Origin of the sequence: Hyphomicrobium sp. (assembly GCF_020852195.1) — a bacterium.
Lineage (GTDB): Bacteria > Pseudomonadota > Alphaproteobacteria > Rhizobiales > Hyphomicrobiaceae > Hyphomicrobium_C.
In genome coordinates this window covers 1-11,037 of the sequence record NZ_JADZBI010000164.1, presented here as the reverse complement: position 1 = coordinate 11,037, position 11,037 = coordinate 1, and the positions used below count along the sequence as shown (strand labels likewise).

Below are 11,037 nucleotides of genomic sequence, written 5' to 3'. Positions count from 1 at the left end.
TGCCTGATGCGGCTCAGGCGCGCGCTTTCGGAGTTCGTCATCGACGGAATCGAGACCACGATTCCGTTGTTCAACGAGCTGATCCGCCAGCCGGACATTACAAACGGGCTTTACGACATCCACTGGCTCGAGAAGTATCTCGCCGGAAACGGCTAGCGGGATGGCAGGGTGCCTGTTGTACGGGCACGAGAAGGTGAGATGTGCCGCGAAGGGTCCCTGGGGAGGCTGCATACTCGGAGCTTCCCGGATCCACTTCGCAGGGCAAATGCGGTAGAGTTGCGCTTCGGGAACGGAGGGGCTTCCTGAGCGAGGAGTGCTTCTGCTGATGGCGTCGCGCGACGACATCATGATCGAGATTACGCCGCAGGTCCTGCTCAAGGCCTATAGCTGCGGCATCTTTCCCATGGCCGAGAGCGCGGATGACCCGGCGCTCTACTGGATCGAGCCGCAGCATCGCGGCATTCTCCCTCTCAACTCGGTGCATGTGCCGAGGCGGCTTGCGCGGACCGTGCGCCAGGGCGCGCTCCGGGTCTCCATCGATACAAACTACGAGGGCGTGATCGAGGGCTGCGCGGCGGAGCGGGCCGGCAGGCGCTCGACCTGGATCAATTCGCGAATCAGGTCCCTCTACCGGGACCTGTTCCGGCTCGGTCATTGCCACACGGTCGAGGTGTGGGACGGCGACCGGCTGGTGGGTGGGCTCTACGGCGTAGCGCTCGGCGGCGTGTTCTTCGGCGAGAGCATGTTCTCCTATGTGCGCGATGCCTCGAAGATCGCGCTCGTGCATCTGGTCGGGCGGCTCATCGGCGGCGGGTTCACGCTGCTCGATACGCAGTTCGTCACAGACCACCTGCGCCAGTTCGGCACCATCGAGATCGAGCGCGACGACTTCCACCGCCATCTCGATCACGCGCTGGGGCAGACCGCCGACTTCATGCGGGTGCCGCTCAACGCGTCCGGCGCCGCCATCCTCGACATCATCGAAAAGGCGCAGGGCAAGCTCCGCTGAGCGGACTCGCCATGGCGCCGAAACGCGGGACAATCCGAAACGTGGGCGACAGCGACGGACAGACGGCCGAACGGCGGACGCGCGTGCTTGAGCGGACCGGCCGCCTCGACATCCTGCGCACCGAGGGGCCTACCGACTACGCGCTCATCGACAGCGGCGACGGCCGCAAGCTCGAGCGCTTCGGGCCCGTGGTCGTCGATCGCCCCGAGCCGCAGGCGCTGTGGCGTCGGCAGTGCGGGGCGGACGTCTGGAGCCGCGCGCACGCGGTCTTCTCCGCGTCCGCCGAAGACGAGGAGAAGGGCAAGTGGCGGCTCGACAAGCCGGTGCCCGAGCGCTGGCCGGTGAGCGTCGGCGACGCGGTTGTCACCTGCCGGCTGCAGGGCCTCTGGCATGTGGGTCTCTTCCCCGAGCAGGTGCCGCACTGGGACTGGATGCTCGAGCGGATCGGGCGTGTGGAGGGCGAGCGGCCGCGCGTGCTCAATCTCTTCGCCTACACCGGCGCGGCGTCGCTCGTTGCGGCGCGTGCGGGCGCCGAGGTCACGCACGTCGACGCGTCCAAGAAGGCCATTCAATGGGCCAAGGAGAACCAAACTGTCTCCGGCCTTTCGGAGGCGCCGATACGTTGGATTCTCGATGACGCGGCCAAGTTCGTGGCGCGAGAGGTGCGGCGCGGCAGGACCTATCATGTCATCCTGATCGATCCGCCGAAGTTCGGGCGCGGCCCCGAAGGCGAGGTATGGGACCTGTTTCAGGGGCTTCCGCCGCTCATGAGAAACGTGGCGCGGCTTCTTGCCAACGAGACGTCCGCGCTGGTGCTCACGGTCTACGCGATCCGTGCGTCCGCGCTGGCGTTCGAGCAACTCGCGGCGGATGTGCTGGCGGACTGTGGCGGGCAGCTCTCCGCGGGCGAGCTTGCGCTCGTGGCCGAGGGCGGTGGCGCGGCGGTTCCGACCTCGCTGTTCGTGCGATGGACATCATGAGCGCTAAATTATGAGTGCTCCCGAGCCGCGCGTCATCACCAGCCTGACCAACGACCGGATCAAGGCGATCCGTGCGCTCGAGATGCGCAAGGTGCGCCGCGAGACCGGGCTGTTCGTGGCCGAGGGCGCCTCGATCCTCGTTACGGCGCGCGAAGCCGGATTCGTGCCGACGAGCCTCGTCTATCAGGCGGGGTCGGCCGGGAGCCCGGTGGCGCGGTCGCTTGTCGCCTGGGCCCTTGGTGCCGGGGCAGACGTGCTCGAGGTGTCGGAGGCGGTGCTGGCCAAGCTCGCCTCGAAGGAGAACCCGCAGGCCATGCTCGGCGTGTTCCGGCAGCGGTGGGTCGAGCTGCCCGCCAAGACCGCAGGCGACGACTGCTGGCTCGCGCTCGAGGAGGTGCGCGATCCCGGCAACCTGGGCACCATCGTGCGCACGGTGGACGCGGTCGGCGCCAAGGGCGTCATCCTGATCGGCAACGCGTGCGATCCCTACTCGCGCGAGGCGGTGCGCGCGACGATGGGGTCGGTGTTCGCGGTGCCACTAGTTAAGACGTCGCGCGAGGCGTTCTTGGCGTGGCGTGCGGACTGGCGCGGCGACGTGGTCGGTACGCATCTCGACGCGCGCGAGGACTTCCGGCGTGCGGCGTATAAGGGGCCGGTGCTGCTCGTCATGGGCAGCGAAGGGCCGGGCCTGTCGGATAGCCTGACGCGCGCCTGCTCGCGGCTGGTGAAGATCCCGATGGCGGGGAAGCTCGACAGCCTGAACCTCGCGGTGGCGACTGCGCTGACGCTGTACCAGATCCGCGGTGGGGCGCTGCGGATGTAGTCATTGTTCCCTCCCCGGGAGAGGAATTGCTCAGATGCACCTGCCGCCGTCGACCTCGATGGCGATGCCGGTGATGAAGCTCGAGGCGGGATCGGCGAGAAATAGCGCGGCATTGGCGATGTCGGTTGGTTTCGACATGCGCCCGAGCGGGATGCCGGCGATGAAACGGGCACGGTTCTCGGCGGTGTCGGGCATGCCCATGAAGTCCTCCAGCATGCCGGTTTCGCCCATGACGGGGTTGATGGCGTTGACGCGGATGTTGCGCGGGGCCAGCTCTGCGGCCATGGATTTGGTCAGCGCGATCACTGCGCCCTTGGAGCCGTTGTACCAGGTGAGGCCGGGGCGCGGACGCACGCCGGCCGTCGAGGCCGTGTTGATGATGGAGCCGCCGCCGCGCTTCTCGAGCTCCGGCACGGCGGCGAGCGTCGTGAGGTAGATCGACTTCACGTTAACGGCGTAGATGCGGTCGAACTCCTCCTCGGGGACCGTCATCAGCGACTGGTTCCTGTGCGTGATGCCGGCGTTGTTGACGACGATGTCGAGGCCGCCGAAGGCGCTTGTGGCCGCCTGCACGAGGCTCGCCACATCGGCGCTGCGCGACACGTCCGCGGCAATGGGGACAGTCCGGCTGCCGATCTCCTTCGCCACATCGCTGGCGCGCTTCTCGTCGATGTCGGCGACGACGACCTTGGCGCCTTCCTCGGCGAAGGCTTCCGCGATGCCACGGCCGAAGCCCGAGCCGGCCCCCGTGACGATGGCTACCTTTCCGGCAAGTCTCATCGTGCCCTCACGTGTCGCTTGATGCAGTCCTCAGCGTCCGTTGCCGTTCGTGCCGGGGGGCGGCGCGGCGGCGCGTGCCGCCTCGATGCGATAGGGGCTCGCCGGATAGGTGCCGAGCAGGCGCACCTCGCTCGAGAAGAACGACAGCTCCTCGAGTGCAAGCTGTACGAGGCGGTCGGCTGGGTGGCCCTCGATGTCTGCGTGGAACATGGTGGCGTTGAAGGTGCCTTCGAGCTGGTAGCTTTCGAGCTTCGTCATGTTGACGCCGTTGGTCGCGAAGCCGCCGAGCGCTTTGTAGAGCGCTGCCGGCACGTTGCGCACCCGGAACAGGAAAGTGGTGATGACGGGGCCGTCCTCGGGCTCGGCGTCGTCGGGGTCCTTGGCGAGGATCAGGAAGCGCGTGGTGTTGTGCGCCTCGTCCTCAATGTCGGCGCGCAGGACCTCGAGGCCGTAGATCTCGGCGGCGAGCGACGAGGCGATGGCGGCGAGCGAGGGGTCGTTCTGCTCTGCGATCAGACGCGCCGAGCCCGCGGTGTCGGCCTCGGGAACCGGCGCCAGGTTGAGCGTGCGCAACGTTTTGCGACACTGGCCGAGCGCCTGCGTGTGGCTCAGCACCCGCTTGATGGTGTCCAGGCTCGCGCCCTTCACGGCCATGAGCTGATGGCGCACGCGCAGGAAGTGCTCGCCCACGATGTAGAGGTTCGCGTTCGGGAGCAGGTGGTGGATGTCGGCGACGCGGCCGGCGACCGAGTTCTCGATCGGGATCATGGCGTAGAGCACGTCGCCCGACTTCACGGCCGCCAGCGCGTCCTCGAACGTCGGATAGGCCACGGCCTCGTGGTCCGGGTAGGCCTCGGTGCAGGCGAGGTGCGAGTTGGCGCCGGGCTCACCCTGATAGGCGATGCGTGCGACGGAAGGCTTGGTGGACATGGGTGTCTGGCTCAGGAAGGCGTGAAGCTCGGTCTGTCAGGCTGCAAGCCCGAGGGGGCGTGCCGAAGGACGGCCGAAGAAGGGGAAGAAGGTCATGCCCGACGCGTCTTTCCGACGAGCTGCCGGGCCCGCTCGAGGTCGGCCGGAGTATCGACACCGAGGGGAACAGTGTCAACGACGGCCACGTCGATGCGCATGCCGTCCTCGAGGGCGCGGAGCTGCTCCAGGCGCTCGCGCTTCTCCAGGTGTGAGGGGGGGAGTGACACGAAGCGCTCGAGCGCCGTGCGGCGGTAGGCGTAGAGGCCGATGTGGTGATAGAGCGGGCCGTCGCCGTGGGGCGCGGTAGCGCGCGTGAAATAGAGGGCGCGGAGGCGCTTCGGCTCGGCGAGCGGCGTGCCGACGATCTTGACCACGTTCGGGTTGGTGCGCTCGTTGGGGTCGGTGATCTCGGCGGCGAGGGTGGCGATGTGCGGGCCCTTGTCTGCGAGAACGGACGCGCAGGTGCGGATCAGGGCCGGGTCGATGGTCGGCAGGTCGCCCTGCACGTTGACGACGATGTCGGCCTCGGCGTCCGGGTCGACGCGGTTCAGCGCCTCGAAGATGCGGTCGGAGCCCGAGGCGTGGTCGGGGCGCGTCATCAGTGCCTCGCCGCCCGCAGCGCGCACGGCGGTGCAGATCTCCTCGGCGTCCGCCGCCACGACGACGCGCCCCATCTCGGCGGCATGGGCTTGACGCCAGACGCGCACGATCATCGGCTCGCCCGCGATGTCTGCCATCGGCTTGTCGGGCAGGCGGGTCGAGGTCATGCGGGCGGGGATGATGATCAGCGCTCTCGTCATTCTCTCTTAAGGACCTCTCATTCTGGACATTTGGCCCCATGGAAGGCCGAGGCCGATCCCGTATGCTGATTTTGGTAAGGGTGGCCACCTGCGGGCCCGCAAGCTGTAGACTGGCGGAACGTGGGGTTGCAAGGCATGGCCGGTGTCTTGTAGATGCGTCCGGAGTGAATGCGCGGGTTTTTCGGTTGATCCTCACCGAAACGATAGGTTCAAGGTTGTCGTTAACAATAGTGAGCCTTTGATTTCGAAATGGCGAGCGGCTGCGGGGTGACGAGATGGTGGACTCCTTCGAACTGAGCAAGATCGCGGGTGGCGTGCTGGCGGCCCTGCTCCTCATCTTCCTGCCGAAGACCTTCATCGATCTTGCGCGCCACTCCCACGGCGAGATCGCGGGCGGCTACAAGCTGCCGGAGCCGAGCGAGGCGGGCGGCGCGGCGCCGGAGGGCGGGCCTGCCGCCCCGGCGGCGTTCGATCCGGCGCAGGTCGTCTTGGCGCTGCCCACGGCCAGCGCCGAGAACGGCGCAGGTTCGTTCAAGAAATGCCTCGCCTGCCATTCGGCCGAGAAGGGCGCCGCCAGCAAGGCCGGCCCCAACCTCTGGGGTGTGCTCGGGCGCCCCCATGGCTCGCTCGCGGACTTCAAGGGCTATTCCGATGCCATGCAGGGCAAGGGCGGCGACTGGACGTACGCCGATCTGGCGGCATTTCTGCACAAGCCCAAAGAATTCGTGCCCGGCACGAAAATGATCTTCGCTGGCATCTCCGACACGGGGGAATTGGCCGACGTGATCGCCTACATCCGTACGCTCGCGGACAGTCCCGAGCCGCTGCCGCAGGCGGAAGCTCCGGCGCCGCAGCCCGAGGGTGCACAGCCGTCGGCTCAGCCCGAAGGCGCTCCGCCCCCGGCTCAGCCGGAGAGCCCGGCGTCCTCGCCTTAAGGATCGGGCGGCTCTCGGCCGTGGCGTGCCGCCGCATGGTTGCGCGATCCTACGCATCCGGGATTTTTGTCGGTATTTCTGCTGGTTGTTTGCCCTCGACGGCGTTCGGATCGAAGGTCCATCTTGCCGATCTTTAATCCGAATTCGCGTGGAGCCGTGCTAGGAACTGAACCTTCCAGAGGTCCGGCACTTCCAAATGCGGGGCTTTCGCGGGCCGCATTGCTCCCTCGTGCGTTGCAGTCCGCTTTTTCCGACACGTAACGATGGTGACGATGGCAGCGGAATACATGGCTCACTGGCGCTCGACCCTTCTCGTTCCGGTTCTCGCAGCCCTGGCCATGGCCGCCGCCTTAGGCGGTGCCGTTCGCGCCCAAGATGCGGGGGGCGCGGCACCGGCCGAGCCCGCCCCGCCCGCGGCTGCCGCTCCGGCTCCCGACGCAAGCGCCAGCGAGCCCGCGCGACATCACGCGCTCTCGCTCATCGGCGATCCGAAATACGGCCCCGACTTCAAACATTTCGACTGGGTCAACCCGGACGCGCCCAAGGGCGGCGTGGTGCGGTTCGCGACCGAAGGCACGTTCGACTCGCTCAATCCGTTCTCGATCCAGGGCGTGTCGGCCGCCGGCGTCGGCATGATCTACGACTCGCTCATGGCCGGCAGCCCCGATGAGGAATCGACCGAGTACGGGCTGGTGGCCGAATGGGTGTCGTTCCCGCCGGATTTCTCGTGGGCCAAGTTCGGGCTCAGGCCCGAGGCGCGCTTCCATGACGGAGAGCCGATCAAGCCCGAGGACGTGATCTTCAGCCTCGAAGCGCTGAAGAAGGCGCATCCGATGTATGCCCGCTACTACAAGAACGTGGTCAAGGCGGAGAAGACGGGCGACCACGAGGTCACCTTCACCTTCGACATCTCCGGAAATCGCGAGCTGCCGCAGATCCTCGGACAGCTTGCCGTGCTGCCGAAGCACTTCTGGGAGGCGACGGGGAAGAACGGCCAGCCGCGCGATCTCACCAAGAGCACACTCGAAGTGCCGCTGGGATCGGGGCCGTACAAGATCAAGGAGTTCTCGCCGGGAAGCCGCATCGTGATCGCGCGCGTCCCCGACTATTGGGCGAAGGACCTGCCGGTCGTCAAAGGGCAGTGGAACTTCGACGAGCTGCGCTTCCAGTATTTCCGCGAGCGGACGGCGGCGTTCGAGGACTTCAAGGCAGGCCGGGCCGATTTCTGGCGCGAGAACACGGCGAGCGCCTGGGCCACGCAGTTCAATTTCGACGCTATCCAGAAGGGCTGGGTCAAGAAGGAGGCCATTCCGACCAAGGGCGTCGCGCGGATGCAGGGCTTCGTGTTCAACACGCGGCGCGACAAATTCAAGGACCCGCGCGTGCGGCAGGCCTTCAACTACGCATTCGACTTCGAGGACCTGAACCGGGCCGTGCTGTTCGGCCAGTACACGCGGGTTGCCAGCTACTTCGACAACTCGGAGCTGGCGGCGAAGGGGCTGCCGCAAGGCCGCGAGCTCGAGATCCTGAAAGAGTATGAGAAGGATCTGCCGCCCGAGCTGTTCACCACCGAATGGAAGAACCCGGTGTTCGCCTCGCGGGACGACCTGCGCAAGAACCTCGCCGAGGCGATGCGGCTCTTCAAGGAGGCCGGCTGGGAGGTGCGCCAGGAGGAGGTCGAGGATCCGGACTGCGGCACGTTCTGCAAGATCGGACGCGCGATCGGGCTCGGATCCGCCAAGACGCAGTCGGTGCTGCGCAACGCCAAGGGTGAGCCTTTCAGAGTGGAGTTCCTGCTCGGCTCGGATGCCTTCCAGCGGCATATCGCTCACTACATCTCGAATCTGGCCAAGATCGGCGTGCAGGCGAGCATCCGCGTCGTCGATCCGGCGCAGTACGAGCAGCGCGAGACGAGCTTCGACTTCGACATCATCATCGACAGCTTCCCGCAGTCGATGTCGCCCGGCAACGAACAACGCGACTTCTGGGGCTCGGCTGCCGCCGACCAGAACGGCAGCCGCAACACCATCGGCATCAAGAGCCCGGTGATCGACTCGCTGATCGAGAAGTTGATCCTGGCCAAGGACCGCGAGGAGCTGATCGCCTACACCCGCGCGCTGGACCGGATGCTGCTGTGGGGCCACTATCTGGTGCCGCAGTGGTACAACCCTTATGAATGGATCGTGACGTGGGACATGTTCGGCCGGCCCGACAAGCTGCCCTCGTTGACGACCGGGTTCACGCAGGTCTGGTGGGTCGATCCGGCCAAGCAGCAGGCGCTGGCCGCGCACAGGAAGTGACGACGATGACAGTGCGGCGGTCTCGCGGACATGGAATGAGCTTTCGGATCGAGCGGGCAGGATCCGCTCTCCTCCTTGCCCTCGGGCTCGCGGTCGGATCGGTCTCGCCGCTCTCGGCGGAGCCCCGGCACGGGCTCTCGATCTTCGGTGACCTCAAGTATCCCGCCGACTTCAAGCATTTCGACTATGTCAACCCGAACGCGCCGAAGGGCGGCAGGGCTTCGCAGATCGGCACCGCGGGGCTCACGACGTTCGACAACTTCAATCCGTTCATTCTCAAGGGCGATGCGGCGCAGGGTATGAACCTCGTGTTCGACAGCCTGATGACGCGCGCGAACGACGAGCCGGACGCCGTGTACGGTCTCGTCGCGGAGACGGCGGACGTGGCGCCGGACGGGCTCTCGGTCACGTTCAAGCTCAGGCCCGAGGCGAAGTTCGCCGACGGCAGCGCGCTCACGGCGGAAGACGTCGTGTTCTCGTTCGAGACCATCAAGGCGAAGGGACACCCGGCGCTGGCAATGCCGCTTCGCGACGTCAAGTCGGCGGAGGCGGTCGACACGCATACCGTGCGCTACACGTTCGAGGGCACGCTGATCCGCGACTTGCCGATTACGGTCGCGACGCTGCCGGTGCTGTCGAAGGTCTATTACACGGCAAATGAGTTCGACAAGACGACGCTCGAGCCGCCGCTCGGCTCGGGGCCCTACAAGGTCGGGCCGTTCAAGGCCGGAACATATGTCACCTACATCCGGCGTCCGGACTACTGGGCCAAGGATCTGCCGGTCAACGTCGGTCAGAACAACTTCGACGAGGTGCGCTACGAGTACTACCGCGACCGCACGCTCGAGCTCGAGAACCTGCTCGCGGGCAACTTCGATTTCCGCGAGGAATTCACGTCCAAGGACTGGGCCGGCGGCTACAACAAGCCATCGGTGAAGGAGGGACGCGTCAAGCTGCTCACCCTCCCGGATGAGCGCCCGTCGGGTGCGCAAGGGTTCTTCATCAACACGCGGCGCGACAAGTTCAAGGACGCGCGCGTGCGCCAGGCGCTGAACTACGCTTTCGACTTCGAGTGGAGCAACAAGAACCTGTTCTTCGGGCTCTATACGCGCACGGCAAGCTACTTCGAGAACTCCGATCTCAAGGCGACGGGAAAGCCGTCGCCCGAGGAGCTGGCGCTGCTCGAGCCGTTCCGGGACAAGCTGCCCGAGGCCGTGTTCGGCGAGGCCATCGTGCCGCCGGTAACGGACGGCAGCGGCAACAACCGCGAGCAACTCCGCCAGGCCGCGAAGCTGCTCGCGGATGCGGGCTGGCAGCAGACGCCGGAGGGGTTGCGCAACGCCGCGGGGCAGCCGCTCACCGTCGAGATCCTGCTCGACAGCCCGTCTTTCGAGCGCATCATCGGTCCCTATATCAAGAACCTGCGCGCGATCGGAATCGATGCGACGATGCGGCGGGTCGATGCCGCCCAGTACGAGCGGCGCATGAAGGATTTCGATTTCGACCTCACCACGCAGCGCTATGCGCTGAGGCTGACGCCGGGCATCGAGCTCAAGAACTTCTGGGGCTCGCAAGCGGCGGCGACCAACGGCAGCTTCAATCTGGCTGGCATCGCCGACCCGGTTCTGGATCAGCTCATCGACAAGGTGGTTATGGCCAAGTCGCGCGATGAACTCGTCACTGCGACGCGTGCGGCTGATCGCGTGCTGAGGGCGGGACACTACTGGGTGCCGCAATGGTACAAGGGTGCCCACAACCTCGCGTTCTGGGACAAGTTCGGATGGCCGGAGGTCAAGCCCAAGTACGAGCGCGGCGCGCTCGATACGTGGTGGTACGACGATGCGAAGGCCAAGGCGCTGGCGCAGCGGTGAGCCCCGTTGGGCTCACATTTGACGCGCCCGCGCCGTAGGGAGATATGATCGAACGATGGCTGCCTATCTCCTCAAGCGACTGCTCCTGATCATTCCGACGATGATCGGCATCATGCTGATCAGCTTCGTGATCATTCAGTTCGCGCCCGGCGGGCCAGTGGAGCAGATGATCGCCAAGCTCACAGGCAGCGACACCTCGATCTCGGATCGGATCGGCGGCGGCGCACGCGATACGCTGGGCGGCGGCAGCCAGTCGCAGATCGGGCAAGGGGCCGGCGACAGCGTCACCTCCAAGTATCGCGGCGCTCAGGGGCTCGATCCGGAGTTCATCAAGAGCCTCGAGAAGCAGTTCGGCTTCGACAAACCGGCGCATGAGCGCTTCCTGCTCATGATGAAGAGCTACCTGATGTTCGATTTCGGTAAGAGCTATTTCCGCGACGTGTCGGTCATCGAGCTGATCAAGGAGAAGCTGCCGGTCTCGATCTCGCTCGGGCTCTGGATGACGCTGATCACCTATCTGATCGCCATCCCGCTCGGCATTCGCAAGGCCGTGCGCGACGGCGAGCCGTT

At 66.1% G+C, this 11,037-nt stretch carries 9 protein-coding genes and 2 pseudogenes; 8 read left to right on the top strand and 3 right to left on the bottom strand.

Annotated features, from left to right (window positions below; translation table 11 throughout):
- The 4 genes and pseudogenes from IT540_RS13905 to IT540_RS13890 form a co-directional block, all read left to right on the top strand.
- Positions 1 to 156 (top strand): annotated as a pseudogene (locus IT540_RS13905) (acetyl-CoA carboxylase biotin carboxylase subunit); the annotation flags it as partial.
- Positions 157 to 325: 169 nt separating this feature from the next.
- Positions 326 to 1,009: a leucyl/phenylalanyl-tRNA--protein transferase gene (gene aat, locus IT540_RS13900; protein ID WP_291178976.1), complete on the top strand. Its 684-nt coding sequence runs from the start codon at positions 326 to 328 to the stop codon at positions 1,007 to 1,009.
- Between the two features lie 11 nt (positions 1,010 to 1,020).
- Positions 1,021 to 1,989, top strand: a complete 969-nt coding sequence (locus IT540_RS13895; protein ID WP_291178973.1) for a class I SAM-dependent methyltransferase — start codon at positions 1,021 to 1,023, stop codon at positions 1,987 to 1,989.
- A gap of 10 nt (positions 1,990 to 1,999) precedes the next feature.
- Positions 2,000 to 2,812, top strand: a complete 813-nt coding sequence (locus IT540_RS13890) for an RNA methyltransferase (RefSeq protein ID WP_291178970.1) — start codon at positions 2,000 to 2,002, stop codon at positions 2,810 to 2,812.
- A gap of 30 nt (positions 2,813 to 2,842) precedes the next feature.
- Here the strand turns inward: IT540_RS13890 and IT540_RS13885 are convergent, their stop codons facing one another.
- From IT540_RS13885 to IT540_RS13875, 3 genes are all read right to left on the bottom strand, one after another.
- A complete protein-coding gene (locus tag IT540_RS13885) occupies positions 2,843 to 3,592 on the bottom strand; it encodes a glucose 1-dehydrogenase (protein ID WP_291178967.1) in 750 nt (249 codons plus the stop codon).
- A gap of 30 nt (positions 3,593 to 3,622) precedes the next feature.
- Positions 3,623 to 4,522 carry a prephenate dehydratase gene (locus tag IT540_RS13880; protein ID WP_291178964.1) on the bottom strand — a complete coding sequence of 300 codons (900 nt, stop codon included), beginning with the start codon at positions 4,520 to 4,522 and terminating at the stop codon, positions 3,623 to 3,625.
- A gap of 92 nt (positions 4,523 to 4,614) precedes the next feature.
- Positions 4,615 to 5,361 carry a 3-deoxy-manno-octulosonate cytidylyltransferase gene (locus IT540_RS13875; RefSeq protein WP_291178962.1) on the bottom strand — a complete coding sequence of 249 codons (747 nt, stop codon included), beginning with the start codon at positions 5,359 to 5,361 and terminating at the stop codon, positions 4,615 to 4,617.
- A 275-nt stretch (positions 5,362 to 5,636) separates the two neighbouring features.
- Here IT540_RS13875 and IT540_RS13870 point away from each other — a divergent pair, with 275 nt between their 5' ends.
- The 4 genes and pseudogenes from IT540_RS13870 to IT540_RS13855 form a co-directional block, all read left to right on the top strand.
- The gene (locus tag IT540_RS13870; RefSeq protein WP_291178960.1) at positions 5,637 to 6,296 is read left to right on the top strand and encodes a c-type cytochrome; all 660 of its coding nucleotides are present in this window, start codon (positions 5,637 to 5,639) and stop codon (positions 6,294 to 6,296) included.
- Between the two features lie 272 nt (positions 6,297 to 6,568).
- Positions 6,569 to 8,596: an extracellular solute-binding protein gene (locus IT540_RS13865; protein WP_291178956.1), complete on the top strand. Its 2,028-nt coding sequence runs from the start codon at positions 6,569 to 6,571 to the stop codon at positions 8,594 to 8,596.
- Positions 8,597 to 8,631: 35 nt separating this feature from the next.
- The gene (locus tag IT540_RS13860; RefSeq protein ID WP_291178953.1) at positions 8,632 to 10,467 is read left to right on the top strand and encodes an extracellular solute-binding protein; all 1,836 of its coding nucleotides are present in this window, start codon (positions 8,632 to 8,634) and stop codon (positions 10,465 to 10,467) included.
- 55 nt (positions 10,468 to 10,522) lie between these two features.
- Positions 10,523 to 11,037, top strand: a pseudogene (locus tag IT540_RS13855) (microcin ABC transporter permease); the annotation flags it as partial.

Coding starts and splice junctions, on each gene's coding strand:
- aat (WP_291178976.1), top strand. CDS start 326: ATGGCGTCGCGCGACGACATCATGATCGAGATTACGCCGCAGGTCCTG.
- IT540_RS13895 (WP_291178973.1), top strand. CDS start 1,021: ATGGCGCCGAAACGCGGGACAATCCGAAACGTGGGCGACAGCGACGGA.
- IT540_RS13890 (WP_291178970.1), top strand. CDS start 2,000: ATGAGTGCTCCCGAGCCGCGCGTCATCACCAGCCTGACCAACGACCGG.
- IT540_RS13885 (WP_291178967.1), bottom strand. CDS start 3,592: ATGAGACTTGCCGGAAAGGTAGCCATCGTCACGGGGGCCGGCTCGGGC.
- IT540_RS13880 (WP_291178964.1), bottom strand. CDS start 4,522: ATGTCCACCAAGCCTTCCGTCGCACGCATCGCCTATCAGGGTGAGCCC.
- IT540_RS13875 (WP_291178962.1), bottom strand. CDS start 5,361: ATGACGAGAGCGCTGATCATCATCCCCGCCCGCATGACCTCGACCCGC.
- IT540_RS13870 (WP_291178960.1), top strand. CDS start 5,637: ATGGTGGACTCCTTCGAACTGAGCAAGATCGCGGGTGGCGTGCTGGCG.
- IT540_RS13865 (WP_291178956.1), top strand. CDS start 6,569: ATGGCAGCGGAATACATGGCTCACTGGCGCTCGACCCTTCTCGTTCCG.
- IT540_RS13860 (WP_291178953.1), top strand. CDS start 8,632: ATGAGCTTTCGGATCGAGCGGGCAGGATCCGCTCTCCTCCTTGCCCTC.